The sequence below is a fragment of the Candidatus Sulfotelmatobacter sp. genome, assembly GCA_036500765.1.
GTDB lineage: Bacteria > Acidobacteriota > Terriglobia > Terriglobales > Acidobacteriaceae > Sulfotelmatobacter.
In genome coordinates, this window is sequence record DASYBM010000004.1 from 488,918 (window position 1) to 508,426 (window position 19,509).

Genomic DNA, 19,509 nt, shown 5'->3' on the forward strand with positions numbered 1-19,509 from the left:
CTGGGGACAGTTTGCGCCACCGCCGCTGACAGCAGCGATAGAAGCGCAGCAGCGTGTAATAGAAGCCTGAATCTCACGGCGCAACGAACCCCGTGATCAGGACGTCAGCGGTTCCCGCGGTGGTGCCGGCTTGCGTGGCGCAGATTGCGTTCGCGGCAACTGGCACGAGTGGAGAATTAAGATTCAACTGCGACACGCTGACGGCGGTGTCCGGAAACGTCGGCGTGAGGGTCGTCTGTCCAGTGGCGCAGTTTGTGCCCGTACCCTGGACCAACTGGAGAGTCGTCGCCGAGCCAGCAGTTCGGGTGTTGAATACGACGTTCGTGACGTAGAGAGTCAGCCCTGCGCCCGGCGTCGCCTCGATCTGCGTTGTCGTGTTGGTGCTGAGAGTGATGAAAGCCGAGAACGGCTGCGAACTTCCAGTGCGAACAAAGAGATTTCCGACGAGATCGGAAAGAAAGTTATTAGCCTTAGCGTTGGTCGTCGCGGCGGGAAGTGATCCGGTGCTCTGGGACTGGGTGACGGTTTCAATGCCGTGCCCAGGGAGTGCGGCTCCTGGAGCGGTATCAATGTTGTTTCCACCGTTTCCGACGATACCGACTTTCGGAATACCGCTGCTCACCCCCGCGGAAGGCCAGGCATTTCCGTTAAAGGTTGTAAAGTTCGAAGTGAGTATCGAGGTCGCTGGCAGAGAATCAAATCCCACCGAGATGGTTCCCGCAGTGGGATAGGTGCCGCAGGTGAAGACGGCGACCAGGTTGTCGCCGTATGCGTAGGCCAGCGAGGGAGCGACCGAAAAAGACTGATAACTGTTTCCTGGAGTGAAGGCAACAGTGGCGATCGCCGAACTCAGCGGCCCGCCGTTCGAACCCTGCAGATCGAGTGCAACTTGGCATCCTGACGGGGAGCCGGTGATCGACGAACCTCCTATCCACAAAGAGCCGGTCGCTGAAAACCCCGGCAATCTCACAGCCCCGCTGGTTGCGGTGCCTGTGGCGGCGACTCCGTTGAGGAGCAGGCCGTAGAGCGAAATGGCCGTGCCGCCGATCTGCGAGATATTGTCCACCCACGGAGTGGTTCCCTGAGTGACAGTCGGCCCTGAGCTGGCAGACGAGTTGCTTCTATAGCCAAAGAGAAATAGGGTGACCGTTCCGGATCCCGTGACGCTGGGAGTGATCTGGCCGAAATTCGTCGGCGTCGTGGGAGTCGAACTCGTATAGGAGCCAGCAGAAGCAAGAGATCCGATAGTGCCAGAGGTAATAATTCCGCCCGTGCTGTAATCCCCCGCAGCTCCCGTTGCCGAAGAATCGAGCGACAGCGAAGCGGCCGAAACTGTTCCTGACGGTACCCAAGTGATTTGCCAATAGGTGAGACTCCCGACGCTGAACTGATAGGGGGTTGAGACAGAAGTTAAATTGCACTTCAGTCCCAGCTGCCAGGCTGGACTACCGGGATCGGAGGCCGGTACGCAGGTTTGCGCTTCGCCGGTGGGCACGAGGCAAAGCAGCAGGAAGATGAAAATTCCTGCGATCGTGAAAACTGAATTTCGTTTTGTCATAACGGAATCTCCTGAAAAATGGTCATTGGGCGCTCTGGCCAATTTCGGCGCAGAGCATGCGCAGCTCGTAGCGGCCTTCATCGGCGTCTTCAATGGCTACGATTTGAAAGGTCCGCACCTGGCCGTCGAATGTGTTACTGACCAGCATGTCCTGGGTAACGCCTTGCATAAAGGGAATCGTTACCAGGTGCGAAACCTTCTGCTCGATCTGCTGCTGCTTGTCGACTTCCTGCGCAGAGAGCGCGCGGATCGCCGCCCAGACGCCGACCGCGAAAGGGCTGGGCAGCAGCGTCGTGCCATCGAGATTCTTCGCGCCAGGCTGCAGCAGCGTGACCACGCGATTGAAGGCCCCTAATGGCGTGGTCGCACCGGGCAGCGGCGGCAGCGAGCTTAGGCGACGAAGAGACATGCCGTACTTATTGCCAGCGAACTACGGCCACTTTCACCAGCGCCGAGCTCGTGGTCATGGTGACCAAGCCACCCGAGATCCAGCCCGGCAGGAACTTCATCTGGATCGAGATGAAGCCGTTGGCCGCAATGCTGTAGTTGGTGAGCGAGGTGTCAGTTCGGCCCAGGTTGTCGGCGACGCTGCTGATGGTGACGGTGTGTGCAGAGGTATCGGTGTTATTGAAAATCAGAACTTCCTGGCCGGTGGCCGCGTAGCTGTTTCCGTTGCTGGCATCCATGGCGGTGAAAGTGAGCGTGAGATCGCCCGCGAGCACCGCATAGTTGTTGAGCTTCAGCTGGACCGGCGTAAGAGCGGTGGGCGTGGCAAAAGCAGCTACGCTCACGATAACGACCATCAGCATAACGGCCGTGATGCGCGTGAAAAGCGAAGGCGTGGTTTTCTTCATTGCTATTCTCCTGTAGGTTGGTTGTCTTCAGCCCCGCGTGGGGGACAAGATGTAAACTTTCCAGCGATTGAGCAGGCGATCGAGCGCGGGATTTTGCGAGATCGCTCCGCTGAAAGAAATATCGCGATTGAAATAGCCGTCTGAAATCAGCAGGCGCATGGCGTGCCGCAACGTGGCCGGCACCGCTTTTCCGTTACTGCCATAGCCAGCGATGAAATGGATCTGCACCGCATTCGGAACGTAAAGCACCGGCGGCCAGTTTCCGCCGGCAAGCGGGAAGATGCGCGGAGGCACGGAATCGTAGTCGTAAATAAAGTCTCCGGAGTCGGGCACCGGTCCCATGCAGGTCCAGGTCAGCATGCCGTCCGTGGTGGTCCCATTGAGCGCCATGCTCCACGCCGGCTGGTTTGTCCCCGACATCGAGGTTGAGTCCTCATCGGCCTGAGTGACTCCGGTGACCACCTGTAAATTGCCGTTTGGATCCTCAATCTGATCGGACAGGTTGTACTCATGCAACGGCTGCCAGCTGAATAGAGCGGGATACAGCGCATCGATATTCCCGGTGACACTGTCGCTGTAGGTGATCTTGGTGATCGAGCGCAGCGGGCCACGCAGCAACTTGATCATCTGCGAATAGTTCCACAGCGTTGTCGAGTACCGCGGCAGCGAGTAGTAGCTGGGCGGATACGCCTGCTGGCTGGTGACCGAGTCGACGAAGTAGGGAAAAGAATCGAGCGATTGCCGGTAGCCTTTGTTGATCAGCGAGCGCCCGGTAAACCCTTCGACATATTCGCGCGCCGACTGAATCAACTCCGTGATGAAGCTGTCGTCGGCCGTATCGGCCGGCGACCGCTTCAGGTAGTTCTTCACGTCCGCGAGCAGCAACGGCTCGGCGATCGGCGCGATCTCTTCGACGATGTAGGGCACGGGTTAGCTGCCAGCTCCTGGCTGAACCGGCGCGGTAGCGTCCGGGCCTTCGGCAGACGTAGCAGCCGCGGGTGCAGTTTCGACCGCGGGCGCTGCGGCGACTTCAGGTGACGGGGCGATCGGCGCAACTGGCGCAGGCGCAACTGGCGCAGATGTTGGCGGCGCCGGCGGGAAGAGAGCCTGGAGTTCAGCCTCGATCACCAAACCCCAATAGTGTTTGAGGCTCTCCTGACGTTCAGGAGATAGATCGGCCAGCAGCGACTCAGTCGTGGGATCAGCCACGAGTGCAGCGACAATTAAAGCGGCAGCTTCCATGAAGTTCACCTCGATCGATTTTTGTTTTTGCGTGAGAACAATCCCGGCTTTTTGGTGGGACCGGCTTGCGCCGGCGCCACAGCTCGTTCGCCGGCGGGCGCGACGGCCGTCGATTCAGGCTTCGATTCAGGCTTTACGCGATCCCCTGAAGAAGAGGGAGAACCGACTTCTTCGGCCATGCCGCTGTTGATCATGGCGCGAGCCACATCAGGAACCATCTCCGTCACCTGGCCGGTACTTCGAACACGAATCGTTTTGTAACCGTTCATGTGAGATTGCCTTTCGTGGAAAGGTGGAAAAACGTCACTGGAAGCCGCGAGAGAAAAAAACGGGCGGCTTCCAGTGCCCAAACCTAGCTGATGGTGACGCCGCTCTGTTGTACGGGGATCCAGAAGCCGTTCCTGGCCACCAGCGTCACAAAGCTGCCCTGAGTGCCGTTAAAGGTCATCAGGTGATGAGCTGGAATGATCTTGCCGGCAGCAGTAGTCACGGTGTGGGCGTGCGCACTGTTGTCGATGATCGTGATCTCCAGGCCATCGTTACCGCCCGCAGCAGGCGACCCAGCAACCGGAGTAGCCAACGTACAAGCGTCGACGCCGGCTGTTTCGATGAAGCTGGTGCCGCAAATGGGCGGCGTAGCGCCATTGCCGAGCAGTCCGCCGCCGCCTGTGATGACGTCGGTTGTGCCGGTAAGCACTTCAAACTGAAATGGCAGGTTGCTGCTTTGGCCAACGATCGTGTCATAGTCGGGCGAGGTGGGTGCGACCATAGGGCCGGGAGTCTGCGCGGTGATGGTAGTTCCGAACAGCGCTGCGGCGCCAAGCGCGGCGAGACAGGCGATCAGGCCTTTCAATCCCACCGCGGACGTGAATGCGAAAGCGAAACAAAGAATCGGGTGCATAAGAGTCTTCTCCTCTTGCGAAATTTGGTTAGAACCTTCGGAAACAGAAGTTCCCCGCGACCGCTCCCGAAAGACGAAGCGGTCGCGGAAACCCCTGGGACGACTTAGGCCGCAGCCTGCTGCAGGAAGCACACCGGATGCGTGCCGGCGTCGAGCAGATTGCCGTCATAACGCGCGAAGCCGATGTAGGCTACCTGGCCGTAATCGGCGAAGCGTTCCTGAAGCGTGATCACGCCCAGCTCTTTTACGCGGCGGATGAGGTATTTCTTCATGTCCCCAAAGAGCACGGTCTTCGCGTTGACCGCGATCGTGGCCATGTCGTTGTTGATCCAGTACGGATAGCCGTTGAGGCGATCGGGCTCGCCGGCAGCCATCGTCTGTTTCCACAGCGGATGGCCGTACTTGTCGAGCAGTCGCTTGGCGACGCGCAGCGTCTGGTCATGGAACATGTAGGACGCCCCCAGGCGATATGCCGGATCGACGGTGTGCTCAAGATCCGTGTAATCCTGCGAGCCGATCGACGTGCCGCCCGTTTCAGCGCCTCCGGTGTTGGGCGAGCTGCCCGCGGCCAACAAGCCCGTACCGTAAAGCACGCCGGCAGAAGCCAGCTGCGCCGCGGCGCAGTTGGCGACCACCGCAGTGACCAGGCCAGTGGGTTCTACCGGATTTGCGCTGTTGCCGTTACCCAGCGTGAACTTGGTGTTCAGTATCCGTCCCAGGCGAATGGCGAACTTGTTGCGGACGTAAGGCGCGAGCGCGAAGGCCGAATCCTGCAGCTGCTCGAGAGAGGCCTTCACCATCTTGGTGGAAAACTTCTCCGCGCCGAACAGGATCTGGCCGATGGTGACGTCGGCGGCGCTCACCTGCTTGCCTTCGCCCACGATCTCGCCCACCACTGTGGTGTCGTTATCGGTGGGGTAGGGAAGAGGCTGGCCCGTGGCAGTGTCCATGATTTCGGACGACATCAACATGGACCCGTACCATTTCATCGCCTCTTCGACTTCGTAGACGAAGCCGCGAGGAACGAAATACCCGCCCAGCGTGTTGGTGCCAATGCCCATGTCGCGGCGTTCACGATCGCTCAGGTTGAACTTGCTATCGCTGGCGCCCAGCAAACGGAACTCCTCGACCTGGCCCAGGATGATGGCGCGATCCTCGGCCGGGCAGAGACCGGCGTCGCCACTCAACACCGCAATCGAATGATTGCGGAAAGCCTGCCAGTAGCGGTCGTCCAGATCCTCGATCAGCGAGCGCACTTCTGCCGCGACGTTCTCAAGTGCATGATTGCGCACCACGATCTGGCCGCGAGCGTCGCGCACGCAAGAGACGCCGTGACGCTTCAGGGCGCGATTGTAAAGAACGACGGCTGCGCGCTTGTCGCCGTTCGCCGGCCGGATTGGATCTTCGCGGCGGCCGCTGGGATCGACCAGGGCAAGACGCGATTCGCGATTCAAGTCGGCCTGCAGACCGTCGCGTTCTGCGACCATGGCATCAAGGTCATCCAGGGCTTTATCGATTTTGGTTTTCGCTTCGCGGATCTCCGTTGTGGTCTTGGCATCGCGGAGAGCCACACGCAGCGGTTGCAGATCACCTTCGTTCAGCTTGGCGATCCGCTCATTCAGTTCACGAATCTTGAGCAGACTCATAATTGTTGTCTCACCTTGGATCGAATTCGCGCCGATCAAGCGGCCACTGGCCACGGGATGCGCGTTTGCTCTCTTCTGCGCTTCGGCTATCACGCCGAGCCCCATTGGGCGCGCAGGAAAAAGCGAAACTTGTTGGGAAACTAGCTGGCCTTCAGCCCTACCTTTCGCAGACGGGCGTCAACATCGGCCTCGAGGCGCGTACGATCGAGATCGATCGCTGTCCCCGCTGAGCGGCTCGATCGATCACCCATGCAGCCGCAATTTTCTTCGTCGCCGCAGTCGACCATGTGGTCAGGGCAACCTTCACAATCGTTATCCCGAGCGCACGCCACGCAGCGACAGCTGCACTCTGGTTTGTCTTCTTTGTCTTTCTTTTTTCGCGTGGCTTCGATGCGCGACCGCACTTCCACGGGCAAGCCGTTGATCGAGAGCACACGGCTGCGCATTTCGGAGAGCTGCGCCTGCGATCGCGGCGCCACGCTGGTACCTTCATAGGCGGGATAGGTGACCGGACCGACGTCGAAGAGTTCTCCGATCTCCTCGATCTCGCGCGTGCTGATGGTCATCTTTCCATCGGCGCTGGTCTCTTCGCGCCAGACTTGCTTGCTGACCGTGAAGGCAAAGCTGCAGCCGGTAAGATCACCGCGGTCGATGAAGGCCTGCACATTTTGAGCGACCGTAGTGCGCAGATCGAGATCATTGTCGTACTTCAGACCACGATCGTCTTCCACCATGCGCAAGGTTTTGTTCGTCGTACGGCCGAGCAAATTGTCGGCGGAGTGGTTGAACAGGCAGCGCGTGTCCTGGGCCTCTTTGAGCACACGGCTGAAGGCGCCGGCCTTGATGATCTCGACGAAGCGCCAACCTGTATCTTCGTAGAGAACATATTCCTCGTTGAACACGGCGCCGTAGCCTTCGATGCCTGGTTTGTCGCCGGACTTCACGGCGCGGACTTGCGCACCTTTTACAAAACGGCGTTCCATCATGACTCCACCTCGGTTTCTAGTTTTGCCGCGGCGGTTGCGGCATTGCGGTAAGCTTCTATGGCGAGCGCCCGAATCGCCCGGCTCAGCTCGCGCACACAGATCTCATGAGCGGATCCGTTCGCTGATGCCCAGGACTCGCCCTCAAATCGATGAAACATGGTTCCCAGGTAGCCGGCGAGGAAGCGCGAGCTCTCAAGTCCGTCAGGACTCGTGACCGTGCCTAGAATCTGCGCGGCGTATTGCTCGAGCTCCTCACCGATGCTGACCAGGACCGGCAGGAAAACCTGCCGGAAAGTCGATTCATCCGCCTGCGATCGCCGGCAGATGCGACCAAAAGCATCACGGAAGACGCGGGAATAAGCGCGGGAAAGGCGTGCGACAAGAAGTTCTTCCGTGCGGGCAGTTCGCTTTTTGGATCCTGGCTTGGCGCCATCGTCGGCCGGTTCGTTATTTTCATCGTCGCCGGCGCCAGGCAGAGCAGGAGTCTCAAAAAGCTGGTCGACCGGGGCCATATTGATCTGCATCCAGGTGGAATCGGCCGCGGGCGTATCGAGAGGATTCATGTGCATGCGCTCGCGCGCATCATTCGGCTCCCACACGCCCCACTGAATCATGGCCTGGACGAAAGCGCGCAAATCGTTAGCGGATGGAGTGACCAGAGGCCATGTGTCGAAAAACACGCCGAAGCGTTTTGCCGCGTTGCGCCCGCGATCGGGAGAAGGCAACATCTTGCGCTTCACTTCCTGTTCCCAGGCGCAAAGGTCAGGAGCGAGGGAAAACGTTAAAAACTCCTGGCCAATCTGTTCGGTGTTGGCACGGCTAGTCTTTTCGGTCACTCCAACCATGTGCGGCGGCGTGGTGAAAATGCGACAAAGCTCAATCACTTCGTGCTCGCGGGTTTCGAGAAACTGAGCCTCATTGGGCTTCGTCGAAGTTGCGACATATTCCATGCCGCTATCGAGCACCATGGGACGATTGGCGTTCTCTCCGCCCCAGGCTTCCTGCACTTCCTTGCGCAGATTCGCCATGTCCTCGGGAGTCAGAGTTCCGGGAATCTTGAAAACGCCGCGGCCGATCGCGCCATTGCCAAAGAACTTTGCGCCGAACTTTTCCGTAGCCAGCGCCAGGCCCACAGCGTTGCGTGCGAGCTGGATGACGTCTTGCCCAATGCGGCCGTCGAGAGAGAGGCCGGGAATGTGCATCACGTCTTCGGGAAAGATGTAACGATCGCCATGCGGGCCGGCCGCGTCGAAAGACGGACTCTCCGGATTCATGCTTTCGGTTTCCATGCCCTCGGTAGTCACATAGACCATTTGCCCTGGACGTGCGGTCAGTACGATACCGTCCGAGGTGGTCACCGGAATCGGGGCAATCACGCGATGCGGCCGAATACGCGCCGGATTTCGCGGCCAGAGAGCAATAATTCGTCCGCTCCGATCGCGCTGTATCTCGATATAGCCATTCCCCCAAAGCATGCGGTGCACCTGCACCGTTTTCTTCATGGTGAATGCCGACATCTCGGAATTGGGCTCGTGCTCGAGGAGATCCCAGTAGTCGTGATCGTGGGCGATACGGCGCTTCAGCCGGCCACTGTCCGTCACAAGCTTCTCGAAAATCTTCAACTCAAGGGCGCCGATCGCGCCGCCCTTGATTTCGCAGCAGGCCCAGATGGTGGAAACCTGAAGAGCGGTCATCTCCGAGACGCGGATCCCGGAGTCGGTGCGACCACCGTTGAAAATATCTAACAGCCATTCGCTCGGGTAGGAGAGCGGCGTCTGCGGATTTTCCAGTGATGTGCGGGTTTCGGAGATCAGGCCCATGGTTATGCCGGCTTCTTCCGCATCTCTTTTAGAACCTGGCGTGAGATGGCGCGACGCTGTCGGCGCGAAAGCGCAGGAAACCTAATCGCCTCGGGACTCTTGATGGGCGACCCGTCCGGATTGCGATAAATCTTGCACGTGAGTCTCGCATGGCCTAACGGATTCATTTCACCGAGCTGTTCAACTATCGGTTCGTTCATCTTCGACTCCCGGAAGGGATCGACCTCAAACCCCGAATGAACCCTGTCGCGAGCTGGAGGAGAGGCAACAGCATGCAAAAAAATCCGGCAGCAATGAAGGCCCAGCTGATGCGGAGCAATCCGACGCCCGCGGTGACCAGGAGCGCTCCAGCGACGTAAAGAACATCGTCGCGGAGTTCGCTTCGCCGCTTGGCCTTGAGCAGTTTGTCCTTTTCGTTCTGCCCGCCGAGATCGCTGATGCTGACTGGTTTTGCGCTCATACGACGTGGACTCGAGGCCGCGCGGTGACGGGATGGGCATCCATGGCTGCCGTGGCTAGAATGAAAGCAACCATGCCGTCGATCTTTTTCGGAGAACTTGGATTCGAGGGCTTCACCGGTTTCTGATTTCCGGCTGCGTCGGCGACGATGACCAGGTTATCCGCCATCCAGGTCAGTACGGGGTTGTTGCCGTGCTCGAAGTCGCCATTCTTGATCATGGTAAGAACGCGACTCGTCGGGTCGTGCATCGAAATAAAGCCCTGCTGATGGCCTTCCAGTCGATTCCGGTGCGCGTTGCTCTCCACGCTGAATCCATCGCCTTGCAATTGGTTCAAAAGCAATAGGACGCGATGCGGATCGAAACGCAGTTCCTTCACATTGAAGAGCCGCGCGCAGTCGTTAATATCCTTGCGGATAAAGTCGTCGTCGCGCACCTGGCCTGGAGTGACCTTCAGAAAGCCAAGCTGTCGCCACATCTCATAAGGGATTCGATCGCGCTGCGTGCGGAGGGCTACGCTCTCTTCCGGCGCGTAAAAGAACGGCAGAACTATCGGTTTTGCCACACCAGGCTGGCGATCGAAAAAATAGACAACGGACGTCATGTCATCGGTCGATCCCAGATCCATCCCGGCGCCGCAGTTGCGTCCGCGTAGTTGCTCGAACTGGCGAGCACGCCAGGCAACAGGATCCTCTTCTCGTGCCAGACCGCTGCAGCGAGCCCAGGCAACAGCGCCGATCGCGCGCTTCTCCCCCTGCGTCCAGAAGCAAAGATTCAGACGCCGGACGATCCCTTCCTTAGAAGGCATCGCGACGGCCTCCTGTACTTGCTCGTCCAGATACTTCACCCCGATCGAGACGCCCAGATTCGGATTGGCCTTGATCCAGACGTCCTGGTCAAGCCAGCTGTCGCAGTTGTTGCAGCCTTCTTTCGGTTGGGTGTAGCCGTTCGCCTGGCATTCTTCGCAGGCATCGAGGTGGCAGACATAGGCGAAGTGCGCGTCGGCCTCGATGATCGCATCGAGGACCTTCCTCGAATACTCATGCTGGTAATAGCAGACGGTTTCGCGATCGAATCCCGAATTTGTAATCATGAAGATGAGTGCCTGCCGGCGCCCCTTAGTGCCAGCGCGCATCTTGTTCACAACAACATCGCTCGGGTGCTCATGCAGTTCGTCGATCAGAGCGCAGTGGACGCGCTTGCCATCAAGGCCGCGCTTCTCAGAAGAAATCGGCCGCGCAAATGAGGCGGTCGACGCAACGGAGAGATTATTGCGGTGGGCAGCGATCTTCTGGCGAAGCCAAGACGACGCGGTCCGCATATTTTCCGCATCGCGGAAAAGAATCTTCGCCTGGTCTTTCGTGACCGCGGCCGAGTATATCTCCGCGCTCTCTTCGCCGTCGGCGATGAGCATAAAGAGCAGAATTCCGGCCGCCAGCGGGGATTTGCCGTTCCCCTTGCCGATCTCAAGATAGGCCGTCCGGAACCTGCGAAAGCCATCGGCCGTCTTCCAGCCGAACAACATTGCAAGAACAAATTGCTGCCAGGGCGACGGAATGAACGGCTTTCCGGCGTGCTCGCCCTCCGCGAAGACCAGGAAGTTTTCAAAGAATTCGATGACATAAGCCGCGGCTGCATCGTCATAGCACAGTCCGCGCTTTTGGCCTTCAATCAGGTCGCGGACGTGGCGTTCGACCGAGAGGAAGACCAGGCGCCCGACAGGGATGTTACCGGTGAGGACGTCGAGACAATAGCGCGCCACTGCCGGCGTGCTATTGTGTGCGCGCGCTAACAGGCTTTCGGTCGATGAAGTTTTGAAGTGCGTCTTGTGCTTTAACATCTGGCTCGAGATCCCGACCTTGGCCGACGCTCAGATTTGAGCGCGCCGCTGGCGTAAGGCCGAATTCGTTTTCAAATTGACGCATGAGGCGAAGCGTATCTGCCTTCACGCGCACCGCTGGATTCTGTTTGATCTTCGCTAGGCCACTGGTCTCATCGACGTCAGCGGTGAACATGCCAAGCTTCCGAATCGCGGCCTCACACTTGACCCACTGCGAGAACAGCGCACAGTAAGCAGCCAGGCCGTCACCGTCTGCGGTTGTCAGCACGCCCATGCGATTCAAGATCGGCACCAGCTCCTTCCACTTCGCTTTTGCGACTGGGTCCTTCGCTAGGTGTGCCGGCATCAGTGGGATGCCTGGTGTAGGCTTCGGTTCGCGATGATTAATCTTGCGCTTGCCGGCGTTGCCCTGGATCGCTTTGAGCTTCGATGGCTTTTTGTTGTGACCACCGGATCCCTTAGCGCCCATATTTTTCCCCAATTGAAAAAAAATCGTTTGCTGCGGAATTGCGCGCGTGACTGCACATCGGTCGCAGGCCCTCGCCGGCTGGCGAAAATCAGCCCCCTACCCCCCACGCGCGGTCTTCGCGGTGTGGTCTGCCTTACAGACGCCCTGGAGGTTTGAGACGTCATAGAAGCGGCGCCAGTCGCCGCCGTTCTGCGCAATATAGACCGCAGCCTTGATGACATGGTCGACGTCGGTGCTGGGCTCGTTGCCGCCGCAAAGCTTCGCGATCTTGCACATCGGGTCACGCTCGAGAACGAACGGCCTGGTGCGCTCACGCCACTGCGCTGAGTCGTATAGCCGGCGAAGTCCGCTTTCGCGTCGTCGCCGCTCGCGACTGCCGTTCGCCGATTCGAACCGTGGTGGCTTTGCGATCGGTGCACGTCGAGGCATGCAGTTTCGTCTTTCACTTCAGCCCTCGCGAATAGTAGCGGGACCGGAGAGACGGCGGCATGGCATGATGAGGATCAAAATTGTCATCCAGCCAACTCCATGCGGTTCAATCGGCGATCCGCTAGGACCGACTGGATCGCTTCGAGGGCAAAGGATTCCGGAGTGCAGTCACGACGCTCGTCCTTCTGGTAGCATTCGGCCGCAGCGTCGATCAGCTCGAACCACATCTCCATCGGAACATTAAGCGCGATGTGTTTTACGCGTTTCATCGGACGAATTGAACTAGCGCCTTCAGTCCTTCCCAGCACAGGCCAGTCAGGATCGAAGTGAAGACCGCAATGATGATGCGGTCGCGCTCGACGTGGCGCCGAAGTTTGTAATTCTCGTCAAAAACCTGAAGCACATCCTCTGCTAGCTGTTCCGGTTTCCGTTCGAGGTAAGCCTTGATCCAACGTTCCGGCAGGCGACGCGGATTATTCCGGATCGCTCGATCGCGCGCTTTTTGTTCGAGTGGAGTCATGGGCGGGGAACACTTCGTAGCCGTCGAACATCACCAAAGCCATCCAGGACAGGAATTCGATCCTCTCCGGCATCATCGGCGTCCGGGCAGCCTTCAGTTGGGAAAGCAAAGTAACGCTGTCGGAAAGAGCAAGCAGTTCGATGAAGCTGGGCACGCATGGCTCAGGCTGTGCGGAGGAAGTTCGATTTAAAAGCTTTGAGCGCGAGCTTGTGCATCTCGGCAATATAGCGGCCGGCGCGCGTGGGCACGTTCGCGAAGCGGACATTTCCGACTTCCTTCGGTGCGAGAGCGAGCCTGCCCGGCGAGGGAATAGAGCCTGGCAGGCGGCGGAATGAGGAACCAGGGGCAAAAGCTCGAATGACTTTAGCCGAGATGCGTTCCGCAATCAATTCGCTGACGAGCCGATCGGCATCGATCCGATCGAGATACCCCCCGGAAGGCTTCGTAGCCCCAGGGAGTTGGGTGTGATCTAAAAAGGCGACTTTCATGGCGCTGGATACACTTCAGGTAAGGGGGTGACGGGGCTTCCCGGCGTGGTGCGGGAGTACCTGGAAACTAGGCAGGCGGCAGATCGAGCGAAGAAGTCGGGGCGTCAGAGACGCGGCGCTTAGGGTCACTGGTCCGCCGCCCGTTCAGGATGCAGGATCAACGCCGAGGGGGAGACAGCGCAAGTTACGTTCGTGCTGGAACGGGTCGCCGCGCCGAGAGGCAATACATCTATACATCCTCGCGGAGACGTTGTTTGTTACTGTCTCATATCTGTGCTAATCTAAAGTCTACTTTATGACCTACGAAATATTTGAACGCCCAAAGACGCGCTCACGCGGAGGACCAGCGCTTTCGATCACGCCAGATGGGCGAATCGTTCTAAATTCCACGGCCTCGCACCTGGCCAAAAGCGTCGGAGTGGGCGCGGTGCAATTCCTGTGGGACCGGAACAAGCGCAAGATCGCACTTCTGGCCGCGGATGAGGGCGAGAAGGACTCCTATAAACTCAGCTTCACCCGCGCCGACTCTCAGGCCAGCTGCACCGCGAGGAGGTTTCTACGCTCAATCGGGTGGAAGTCGAAGCGTCGGGAACGCCTAAATGCGACGTGGAACGCCGAACGCAAACTGCTGGAAGTTTCGCTAGGCGATGGGGTGAAAACCTCCCTGGGCTATGTCACATCAAGTCTGAGCGACGAGCCTCTTCAGATATTGTTCGCCAGTCATTCCGAAGGTTGACGCGACAGCATTCAGCGGCGTCGGTTTCTGCTCATCGCCAAGGCCAGCGTTCATCAGCGGCCTAATTTCCGGGTGCACGCGCAGGAAATACGGCTTCGAGCTGCCATCCATCTCCGGAGTTGAGTTGATCACCTTCACCATCACCAACGGCTCGTCACCATCGAGTTCGGCGCGATAGAGTTCTCCGAACTCGTCCTCGGCAATCTTCTTGGCTCCGCTGTCGATCAGATAGCGAGTCAGCCCATAGCGATCGATGAATACGCGGCGCACTTCCGCGTTCGTCTCATCGGCGATGTGTTTGAGCGTGATCCACTCCGGCTTCACCACGGCGAATGCCGGCACCATCACGCCGTGCCAGAAATAGAGGTTCTCGATGTCCGAGCGGATCGCGGCGGCCTCGGAATTATGCAGGCGTCGGCCGTTGGCAGTCTCCTCTACGTGAACCCCTGGCTTCGCAACCCAGTACAGAGTGCTTTCGGTCCAATGAAGAAACCAGGCGCCGGCGAGGAAAGCTTCAAAGATGGGTTCAGTCCAGGACTGTACTGACTTCGGAGAGTTGAGCTGTTGCGCGCCGACGTGAGTCGACGCGATCCAGCTCAACTCGAATCTCCACCAGCCCCAGCCGCCGACTTGAATACACCAGGCTGCAAGGCGATGCAGCGAAGCTGCATCGCCGCGGAACGGAATGTCGAGGGCGTCGAGGGCGGCGCGGGCGTCGAGGGCGGCGCGGGCGTCGAGGGCGGCGCGGGCGTCGCGGGCATCGAGGGCGGCGCGGGCGGCGCGGGCGTCGCGGGCGTCGAGGGCGTCGCGGGCGTCGAGGGCGTCGCGGGCGGCCGTCGAGATCCTATCCAGGATCTCGCCTACATACTTCACCAGCGGCGGATGTTCCGCGAGAGTCCAGCCTTCGCGAAGGCGCACGATTTCCCGCTTCACGCCGAGCGCCCGAAGATAGCGCCGCAGCTCCGATTCGACCGCGGATTCATCGAGCCTGCCAGGATAGTTGCAGGCTTCCACATAGCGATCGAGAACGGAGGGTGGCCTAGTCTGCGACATTGCGGATCTCCGCCGGCGTGTATTCCTTCTGGATCTCGACTTCGTAGTTGCCGGCCGGAAGAGTGATCGCAGCGTGCTCTTCATGGACGACGCGAACGCCTTCTTCTCCTACTCGCAGGTAAAGACCGTTCTCGATCTCGAGAACCTCGGCGACTTTCAGGTTCTCGATCTTGTGAGCATGTCCCGTCACTTCGCCGTAGGCGAGTATGCCGGTCAGCCGCGGTTGAGCCGTTTGCGTCGGCAGGCTCTGGATACGCCGAATCAGAACATCGCCTTGGCGATAGATTGCGTTTTTCATCTTTGAAACTCCTCCGGTCAGATTGAGCACTGTCGAGCTAAGTCCACTAACGGACTTGACGGCCGTGAAAAAACATCGGGAACAAAAAGGATAGCGCACGCCAGTGCGCATGTCTGTCAAAAAAGCTGATGTGCTGGCCTTGCAGCGCCGGCAATCACGTTCGCGGATTCGCGTTGAAAACGTCCACTCGAAATGTCGTGGCGAGTTATTAGCGCTCATTCGAGGCCCGCCCCTTTCGCAACTACCAATACCACGTATAGCCCAATCCCCGCGAAAACTCCGCCGACAAAAGCGAAGATCAGCGTTACTCCGGTTTCCATTCGCGTCACAGAGAACTCCTTTCCGGGAGAGGGCCGAAACTTCATTCACTGCATGGCGCTGACAGTCTGCGAGAACAGCATGTTGGTGTCCGATCCGACCAGACGGATCGTGCCCACGACGATGACAAGGATCACGGCCAGCATCACGGCGTATTCGGCCATGTCCTGACCAGCCTCGTCGTTCCAAAGTCTCTTCAGCATGAGAGTTTCTCCTTTCTCCGGCTAGGAATTCATCAGCCGGTATACGATCCACAAAATCCAGAGCACACCGAGCGCGCAATTGACCAGGTACTGCGTCATGCGGCCTCCAACTCGGCAGCAATCACCGCATCCATCCAGGCGCAGCGTTCGCGATAGGCTTTTTCGACGCATGCCGGCGCCGAGCAAATGTCGGGAGCGATCCAATGGCAGGGTGTGGTGAACTCCGCGACGCTTCCCGCCGGCATCAGAACGATGGGATATTCGTCGCCAAACGATTCGAGCAGGCCGGGGTCATCCGGAGTCGGCTCGTAGCGCATCGGGATCGCGCAGCTACGGCGATCGGTGCAACCGCAGAATTTGCAATGCGCGGTTCTCGCTTTCATGCAGCCACCTCGAAGGGATTGGGAAGCGCCTGATGTTCTGGGCAGAAACAGAGGCCCTGGCGCGTGATCTTCAGGTGCGCATCGCACATCGGCGTGTCGCAGTGGCCTGACTTCTTATTCGGCATCGGCCAATCGCAGAGCGCGACGGCCTGCTCTCCGCAAGCGCAGGCCTTGCGAAACGTGCGCAGAGCGTAGGCCATCAGGGAATCGTTAGCGATGAGAGTTGAGTCAGGCATCCCGCCGCCTTTCCGTGCTCGGCTCTTCGCGCAGCGACAGCATTAGCGACCAGGGCCAGCGATAGCGAAACGCGGGATTGAACGATTCACTGCGGAGTTGCGTGTGGATCGCCAGCTCGTGCGGATAGTCGCGCTGTGGGCAGCGGCACATTTGTGGAACTGGCTGCGCATCGTGGCGAGCCAGATGAAGCAAACATTCTTCCTTCCCACAGGTGCGATGCACTTCATATTTCGGGAAGTTGGGTGGAGCGTAGACGGTGAAGGGCTGTCCGCAAACGACGCAATGCTGATCGAACTTAGGCTGCACCAGGCCGGGCTTGGGAGCAGGGAACTGGTGATCGCCATCGTGAAATGCAGTCAGCGTGCAGCGCGGAAAACCGCATGGGGCAGGCGGTCCGAAGGGTTGGAGAGCGAAGGCGTTCATCGTGCCGCCCTTCCTTCCAACGTTTGCGGCTCGCCTGTGTTTAGGAAACGGTCAATCGAGTCAGCCATATCTTTTGCCGGATCGGTCGCCGCATTCCCGTACTGATAACTGCGGAGGCCATGCGATGCCGCTTCCAGCAATCGCCGCATCTCGTCCCTCTCGCCCAACTTCTTCAGCAGATCAAGCGAGTGAAGCGAGAAATAATCCATCAGCTTCAGTCCGAGTTTGTGGAACAGGTCAAAGGCTTGCCGCGTGTGCAGAAAAATTTCGAGCGGCAATCGTTCGCCCAAGTTCTCGTGCTTCGCGCGGAAAATCAGCTTGAAGCAATGCAATTCATTCTGGTCAGTCAGTTCGACCGAAATATTTTCCTCGTCTGTGCTCACGCCTGCCTCACTTTCCGGGACGCCGCCTTCGCTTTTGGCAAAAGTAATTTCGCTCCTCTTTTCTCGGCCTCACGCTGGGCGCGGCGCTCATCAAATTTGCGAAATTCTTCCAGAAGAAGCCGGTCTTTGTCCGATATGTTGTTGGCGTAGAACTCTTTGTGAGAAGTCACCGTTGTTCCTCCATTCCTTTCCGAGACGCCGCCGCCGCTGCCAACTGCGCCATAAACAGCGGATGCAGGTAGGTCTTCCACCCCATGTGCCATGCGTAGCACCAGCCGTCTTTTCGGGGACCGACGATTGAAACTGTGTCGCTCACCGTTGTTCCTCCATTCCTTTCCGTGGGGCGGGGCCAGGGTTGCCTGTAAGCATCCACGGTGTTCGGCAAAACATGCATACCCACTGATTTGCTTGCCCAAAAATAGACCATCCAGTTGCAATCCATTTGTGCGAACAAACGATAGCCGTCTGAGTTTGCATGTTCATCTGTCGTCCCTTTTCCGCTCCGGGCCTAGTTGCCCAGGACTCAGTTCCCGCCGACTTGCATTTTTTGAAGGGGAACCCCGGTTTCAAACTCAACTGCTTTTCCTTAACGCATTGCGGCTCGTCACCACCTGCAATCCGTCCGGGAATTCGACCAGGCAGGAGTTGCGTCCGCCGCGCACTAGAACTTTGCAGAACTGGCCTTTGCGCGTTCCGCCCAGCACGGGCATCCCGAGATACTTCGCCCAGCGAAACACGTAGAGCCGTACAGGCTTTGATTCCGCAATGACCATCAGCGCGATCCCCGGCCCCACTCCGGTGTAGAGCAAGACCTTGGCGAGGGCGCACAGCAAGAGCGAGAGGTTCAAGAGTTCGCGGTTCATGCCGGCAAGTTGCCTCGTCGACTTGAAAAAGTGATCGGCGCATCAGGGACTTGGCCAGCGAAAAACTTCTGCGATTTCTCTTCGCGTCCAGTCACTTCGATGTACTTCACTTCGACGCGCGCCGAGTCGATGATCGTTTGCGCGGTCGAGCAAATCGCCTTCGCGCGCTCGATCTCCATTGGCTTCTCTGCGTCAGACAGCGCTTCCAGCGTGGCAAACAGATGGTCCCGCAGATCGTTCAACGTATTCTTCGCCATTTCTCTGTTTCTCCTTGCGATTGATTTTGCGTTTAAGCGCGCCCGCCAGCTGGATGAGTTGAGGCAGCGGCGCCGGCAGCGTGTGCACCGTCGTCCGCGCCATGTGTTCCTGTGCCGAAACCAGTTCGAGATTGGACAGCGCGCAGTTCGCGTGATCGCCGTCTTTCCACCAAAGCCGCGCAATGCGCCAGTCGGGAAGCGGACCATTCGCTTGTTCCCAGATCAGCTTGTGTACAAACTCCCAGCCATCGATCGGCTTCGGGCATGGCTTGCCGGTTTTCAGCAGCAAATATCCAGGAGCCGCATCGCTGCCGCCTTGGTACCAGCGGAAGCTCCACAGCGGCATCGCATTGCGCGGAACCTGGCCTTTCTTGAACTGCGTCTCACGCATCCTGCCCGGTCCCCATCCGGGCATTCGCTTTCCCTTGTTTGCGGGGACGATGCCTTTTTTAAAACGAAAAGCCATGCCCACTTTGTCACCGCGACGCAGGCGGCACGCATCCGGACTCGCTAGATAGATCGCGCTTTTGGAGAGTCCCTGTTTCTTCGCCTGGCCATATGTCGCCGGCACCGTCCTGTTGAGTCGCCGCGCCAACACCGGCGTCGAGATGTGTGGATAAAACATTTGCAGCATCCAGTAATCCGCAGGCGTCCACGCGCGCACCATTTCAGGCAACCTCCGTCGTCGCGCGCGTGAATGGGACAAACGAAATCTCGCCGCATCCTAAGCAGGAGCCGATGCGTCCGGCAGCTCCCTCCAGAAATGCGACGAAGCACTCCTCGCGGCCGCAGGTAGCGCACCAGCGCATGTCTTCCACCGGGAGATTGAGGACGGCGACGACGGGGGAACGTTGCACGCCGTCCTCGACGCCGACCGGGCCACGATCAGTCGGCGAAGTCGAAGTCAAACTTATGCGATCGGGATTCATACGAGCTTGGCGCCCGTAGTCCGATAGCGCACGATGTTGTACTCATCGCGAAAGGCTTCCAGCAGGCCCATTTCGCAGAGCTGCTCTAAATCGCGGCAGACCTGGTGAAGCGTGGCCGGGCGCGGGTTTTGTTCGGTGTGGACTTCGAGTGTGAGCGCGGGCGCTGGTGCAATGCGACGGCAGGCTGCTGAGGCCATGACGTTGTTTCCTCCATT

Annotated in this window: 32 protein-coding genes; 1 reads left to right on the plus strand and 31 read right to left on the minus strand. The window is 58.8% G+C overall.

Annotated elements, in window-relative coordinates; all coding sequences use genetic code 11:
- Positions 1–73: 73 nt before the first annotated feature.
- The 18 genes from VGM18_04910 to VGM18_04995 form a co-directional block, all read right to left on the minus strand.
- Entirely contained in the window at positions 74–1,558 is a 1,485-nt protein-coding gene (locus VGM18_04910) for a hypothetical protein (protein HEY3972322.1), read from the minus strand.
- A gap of 22 nt (positions 1,559–1,580) precedes the next feature.
- Positions 1,581–1,967 (minus strand): head-tail adaptor protein, encoded by a 387-nt coding sequence (locus tag VGM18_04915; GenBank protein ID HEY3972323.1) that lies wholly within the window; start codon positions 1,965–1,967, stop codon positions 1,581–1,583.
- A gap of 7 nt (positions 1,968–1,974) precedes the next feature.
- Positions 1,975–2,412, minus strand: coding sequence for a hypothetical protein (locus VGM18_04920; protein HEY3972324.1), 438 nt, complete (start codon positions 2,410–2,412; stop codon positions 1,975–1,977).
- A gap of 27 nt (positions 2,413–2,439) precedes the next feature.
- On the minus strand, positions 2,440–3,339 hold the full coding sequence (locus VGM18_04925) for a hypothetical protein (protein HEY3972325.1): 900 nt from the start codon (positions 3,337–3,339) through the stop codon (positions 2,440–2,442).
- 3 nt (positions 3,340–3,342) lie between these two features.
- Complete coding sequence (locus tag VGM18_04930) at positions 3,343–3,654, minus strand: hypothetical protein (GenBank protein HEY3972326.1); 312 nt, start codon at positions 3,652–3,654, stop codon at positions 3,343–3,345.
- A gap of 5 nt (positions 3,655–3,659) precedes the next feature.
- Positions 3,660–3,923 carry a hypothetical protein gene (locus VGM18_04935; GenBank protein HEY3972327.1) on the minus strand — a complete coding sequence of 88 codons (264 nt, stop codon included), beginning with the start codon at positions 3,921–3,923 and terminating at the stop codon, positions 3,660–3,662.
- Between the two features lie 83 nt (positions 3,924–4,006).
- On the minus strand, positions 4,007–4,555 hold the full coding sequence (locus tag VGM18_04940) for a hypothetical protein (GenBank protein HEY3972328.1): 549 nt from the start codon (positions 4,553–4,555) through the stop codon (positions 4,007–4,009).
- Between the two features lie 104 nt (positions 4,556–4,659).
- Entirely contained in the window at positions 4,660–6,306 is a 1,647-nt protein-coding gene (locus tag VGM18_04945; protein HEY3972329.1) for a phage major capsid protein, read from the minus strand.
- Between the two features lie 35 nt (positions 6,307–6,341).
- The gene (locus tag VGM18_04950) at positions 6,342–7,187 is read right to left on the minus strand and encodes an HK97 family phage prohead protease (protein HEY3972330.1); all 846 of its coding nucleotides are present in this window, start codon (positions 7,185–7,187) and stop codon (positions 6,342–6,344) included.
- Entirely contained in the window at positions 7,184–9,007 is a 1,824-nt protein-coding gene (locus tag VGM18_04955) for a phage portal protein (protein HEY3972331.1), read from the minus strand. Before VGM18_04955 ends, VGM18_04950 begins: the two co-directional genes overlap by 4 nt.
- A gap of 196 nt (positions 9,008–9,203) precedes the next feature.
- Positions 9,204–9,467 (minus strand): hypothetical protein, encoded by a 264-nt coding sequence (locus tag VGM18_04960; protein HEY3972332.1) that lies wholly within the window; start codon positions 9,465–9,467, stop codon positions 9,204–9,206.
- Positions 9,464–11,305 (minus strand): terminase large subunit, encoded by a 1,842-nt coding sequence (locus VGM18_04965; protein HEY3972333.1) that lies wholly within the window; start codon positions 11,303–11,305, stop codon positions 9,464–9,466. Before VGM18_04965 ends, VGM18_04960 begins: the two co-directional genes overlap by 4 nt.
- On the minus strand, positions 11,238–11,774 hold the full coding sequence (locus VGM18_04970; protein ID HEY3972334.1) for a phage terminase small subunit P27 family: 537 nt from the start codon (positions 11,772–11,774) through the stop codon (positions 11,238–11,240). Before VGM18_04970 ends, VGM18_04965 begins: the two co-directional genes overlap by 68 nt.
- Before the next feature lie 96 nt (positions 11,775–11,870).
- Positions 11,871–12,203 (minus strand): HNH endonuclease signature motif containing protein, encoded by a 333-nt coding sequence (locus tag VGM18_04975; protein ID HEY3972335.1) that lies wholly within the window; start codon positions 12,201–12,203, stop codon positions 11,871–11,873.
- Positions 12,204–12,286: 83 nt separating this feature from the next.
- A complete protein-coding gene (locus tag VGM18_04980; protein HEY3972336.1) occupies positions 12,287–12,472 on the minus strand; it encodes a hypothetical protein in 186 nt (61 codons plus the stop codon).
- Entirely contained in the window at positions 12,469–12,723 is a 255-nt protein-coding gene (locus VGM18_04985) for a hypothetical protein (protein HEY3972337.1), read from the minus strand. The genes VGM18_04980 and VGM18_04985 overlap by 4 nt, the downstream gene beginning before the upstream one ends.
- Positions 12,677–12,877 carry a hypothetical protein gene (locus tag VGM18_04990; GenBank protein HEY3972338.1) on the minus strand — a complete coding sequence of 67 codons (201 nt, stop codon included), beginning with the start codon at positions 12,875–12,877 and terminating at the stop codon, positions 12,677–12,679. Before VGM18_04990 ends, VGM18_04985 begins: the two co-directional genes overlap by 47 nt.
- 7 nt (positions 12,878–12,884) lie before the next feature.
- Complete coding sequence (locus VGM18_04995) at positions 12,885–13,211, minus strand: hypothetical protein (GenBank protein ID HEY3972339.1); 327 nt, start codon at positions 13,209–13,211, stop codon at positions 12,885–12,887.
- Positions 13,212–13,506: 295 nt separating this feature from the next.
- Between VGM18_04995 and VGM18_05000 the strand changes: the two genes are divergently transcribed.
- Positions 13,507–13,947, plus strand: coding sequence for a hypothetical protein (locus VGM18_05000; GenBank protein HEY3972340.1), 441 nt, complete (start codon positions 13,507–13,509; stop codon positions 13,945–13,947).
- Here the strand turns inward: VGM18_05000 and VGM18_05005 are convergent.
- The 13 genes from VGM18_05005 to VGM18_05065 all read right to left on the minus strand — a co-directional run bounded on the left by VGM18_05005 (position 13,891) and on the right by VGM18_05065 (position 19,491).
- A complete protein-coding gene (locus VGM18_05005) occupies positions 13,891–15,000 on the minus strand; it encodes a hypothetical protein (protein HEY3972341.1) in 1,110 nt (369 codons plus the stop codon). The two genes, VGM18_05000 and VGM18_05005, sit on opposite strands and share 57 nt — an antisense overlap.
- A complete protein-coding gene (locus VGM18_05010) occupies positions 14,987–15,298 on the minus strand; it encodes a hypothetical protein (GenBank protein HEY3972342.1) in 312 nt (103 codons plus the stop codon). Before VGM18_05010 ends, VGM18_05005 begins: the two co-directional genes overlap by 14 nt.
- Before the next feature lie 365 nt (positions 15,299–15,663).
- The gene (locus tag VGM18_05015) at positions 15,664–15,819 is read right to left on the minus strand and encodes a hypothetical protein (GenBank protein ID HEY3972343.1); all 156 of its coding nucleotides are present in this window, start codon (positions 15,817–15,819) and stop codon (positions 15,664–15,666) included.
- Between the two features lie 95 nt (positions 15,820–15,914).
- Positions 15,915–16,202, minus strand: a complete 288-nt coding sequence (locus VGM18_05020; GenBank protein ID HEY3972344.1) for a hypothetical protein — start codon at positions 16,200–16,202, stop codon at positions 15,915–15,917.
- Positions 16,199–16,438: a hypothetical protein gene (locus tag VGM18_05025; GenBank protein ID HEY3972345.1), complete on the minus strand. Its 240-nt coding sequence runs from the start codon at positions 16,436–16,438 to the stop codon at positions 16,199–16,201. The genes VGM18_05020 and VGM18_05025 overlap by 4 nt, the downstream gene beginning before the upstream one ends.
- Positions 16,431–16,862, minus strand: a complete 432-nt coding sequence (locus VGM18_05030) for a hypothetical protein (protein HEY3972346.1) — start codon at positions 16,860–16,862, stop codon at positions 16,431–16,433. Before VGM18_05030 ends, VGM18_05025 begins: the two co-directional genes overlap by 8 nt.
- Entirely contained in the window at positions 16,859–17,245 is a 387-nt protein-coding gene (locus VGM18_05035; GenBank protein ID HEY3972347.1) for a hypothetical protein, read from the minus strand. The genes VGM18_05030 and VGM18_05035 overlap by 4 nt, the downstream gene beginning before the upstream one ends.
- Entirely contained in the window at positions 17,242–17,661 is a 420-nt protein-coding gene (locus tag VGM18_05040; GenBank protein ID HEY3972348.1) for a hypothetical protein, read from the minus strand. Before VGM18_05040 ends, VGM18_05035 begins: the two co-directional genes overlap by 4 nt.
- Before the next feature lie 156 nt (positions 17,662–17,817).
- Positions 17,818–18,108: a hypothetical protein gene (locus VGM18_05045; GenBank protein HEY3972349.1), complete on the minus strand. Its 291-nt coding sequence runs from the start codon at positions 18,106–18,108 to the stop codon at positions 17,818–17,820.
- Positions 18,105–18,287 carry a hypothetical protein gene (locus VGM18_05050; GenBank protein ID HEY3972350.1) on the minus strand — a complete coding sequence of 61 codons (183 nt, stop codon included), beginning with the start codon at positions 18,285–18,287 and terminating at the stop codon, positions 18,105–18,107. The genes VGM18_05045 and VGM18_05050 overlap by 4 nt, the downstream gene beginning before the upstream one ends.
- A gap of 13 nt (positions 18,288–18,300) precedes the next feature.
- On the minus strand, positions 18,301–19,032 hold the full coding sequence (locus VGM18_05055) for an HNH endonuclease signature motif containing protein (protein ID HEY3972351.1): 732 nt from the start codon (positions 19,030–19,032) through the stop codon (positions 18,301–18,303).
- A gap of 1 nt (position 19,033) precedes the next feature.
- Positions 19,034–19,222 carry a hypothetical protein gene (locus tag VGM18_05060; GenBank protein ID HEY3972352.1) on the minus strand — a complete coding sequence of 63 codons (189 nt, stop codon included), beginning with the start codon at positions 19,220–19,222 and terminating at the stop codon, positions 19,034–19,036.
- A gap of 68 nt (positions 19,223–19,290) precedes the next feature.
- Entirely contained in the window at positions 19,291–19,491 is a 201-nt protein-coding gene (locus tag VGM18_05065) for a hypothetical protein (protein HEY3972353.1), read from the minus strand.
- Positions 19,492–19,509: the final 18 nt, after the last annotated feature.

Coding starts and splice junctions, on each gene's coding strand:
- VGM18_04910 (HEY3972322.1), bottom strand. CDS start 1,558: ATGACAAAACGAAATTCAGTTTTCACGATCGCAGGAATTTTCATCTTC.
- VGM18_04915 (HEY3972323.1), bottom strand. CDS start 1,967: ATGTCTCTTCGTCGCCTAAGCTCGCTGCCGCCGCTGCCCGGTGCGACC.
- VGM18_04920 (HEY3972324.1), bottom strand. CDS start 2,412: ATGAAGAAAACCACGCCTTCGCTTTTCACGCGCATCACGGCCGTTATG.
- VGM18_04930 (HEY3972326.1), bottom strand. CDS start 3,654: ATGGAAGCTGCCGCTTTAATTGTCGCTGCACTCGTGGCTGATCCCACG.
- VGM18_04935 (HEY3972327.1), bottom strand. CDS start 3,923: ATGAACGGTTACAAAACGATTCGTGTTCGAAGTACCGGCCAGGTGACG.
- VGM18_04940 (HEY3972328.1), bottom strand. CDS start 4,555: ATGCACCCGATTCTTTGTTTCGCTTTCGCATTCACGTCCGCGGTGGGA.
- VGM18_04945 (HEY3972329.1), bottom strand. CDS start 6,306: ATGGGGCTCGGCGTGATAGCCGAAGCGCAGAAGAGAGCAAACGCGCAT.
- VGM18_04950 (HEY3972330.1), bottom strand. CDS start 7,187: ATGATGGAACGCCGTTTTGTAAAAGGTGCGCAAGTCCGCGCCGTGAAG.
- VGM18_04955 (HEY3972331.1), bottom strand. CDS start 9,007: ATGGGCCTGATCTCCGAAACCCGCACATCACTGGAAAATCCGCAGACG.
- VGM18_04960 (HEY3972332.1), bottom strand. CDS start 9,467: ATGAGCGCAAAACCAGTCAGCATCAGCGATCTCGGCGGGCAGAACGAA.
- VGM18_04965 (HEY3972333.1), bottom strand. CDS start 11,305: ATGTTAAAGCACAAGACGCACTTCAAAACTTCATCGACCGAAAGCCTG.
- VGM18_04970 (HEY3972334.1), bottom strand. CDS start 11,774: ATGGGCGCTAAGGGATCCGGTGGTCACAACAAAAAGCCATCGAAGCTC.
- VGM18_04975 (HEY3972335.1), bottom strand. CDS start 12,203: ATGCCTCGACGTGCACCGATCGCAAAGCCACCACGGTTCGAATCGGCG.
- VGM18_04980 (HEY3972336.1), bottom strand. CDS start 12,472: ATGAAACGCGTAAAACACATCGCGCTTAATGTTCCGATGGAGATGTGG.
- VGM18_04985 (HEY3972337.1), bottom strand. CDS start 12,723: ATGACTCCACTCGAACAAAAAGCGCGCGATCGAGCGATCCGGAATAAT.
- VGM18_04995 (HEY3972339.1), bottom strand. CDS start 13,211: ATGAAAGTCGCCTTTTTAGATCACACCCAACTCCCTGGGGCTACGAAG.
- VGM18_05000 (HEY3972340.1), top strand. CDS start 13,507: ATGACCTACGAAATATTTGAACGCCCAAAGACGCGCTCACGCGGAGGA.
- VGM18_05005 (HEY3972341.1), bottom strand. CDS start 15,000: ATGTCGCAGACTAGGCCACCCTCCGTTCTCGATCGCTATGTGGAAGCC.
- VGM18_05010 (HEY3972342.1), bottom strand. CDS start 15,298: ATGAAAAACGCAATCTATCGCCAAGGCGATGTTCTGATTCGGCGTATC.
- VGM18_05015 (HEY3972343.1), bottom strand. CDS start 15,819: ATGCTGAAGAGACTTTGGAACGACGAGGCTGGTCAGGACATGGCCGAA.
- VGM18_05020 (HEY3972344.1), bottom strand. CDS start 16,202: ATGAAAGCGAGAACCGCGCATTGCAAATTCTGCGGTTGCACCGATCGC.
- VGM18_05025 (HEY3972345.1), bottom strand. CDS start 16,438: ATGCCTGACTCAACTCTCATCGCTAACGATTCCCTGATGGCCTACGCT.
- VGM18_05030 (HEY3972346.1), bottom strand. CDS start 16,862: ATGAACGCCTTCGCTCTCCAACCCTTCGGACCGCCTGCCCCATGCGGT.
- VGM18_05045 (HEY3972349.1), bottom strand. CDS start 18,108: ATGAACCGCGAACTCTTGAACCTCTCGCTCTTGCTGTGCGCCCTCGCC.
- VGM18_05050 (HEY3972350.1), bottom strand. CDS start 18,287: ATGGAGATCGAGCGCGCGAAGGCGATTTGCTCGACCGCGCAAACGATC.
- VGM18_05055 (HEY3972351.1), bottom strand. CDS start 19,032: ATGGTGCGCGCGTGGACGCCTGCGGATTACTGGATGCTGCAAATGTTT.
- VGM18_05065 (HEY3972353.1), bottom strand. CDS start 19,491: ATGGCCTCAGCAGCCTGCCGTCGCATTGCACCAGCGCCCGCGCTCACA.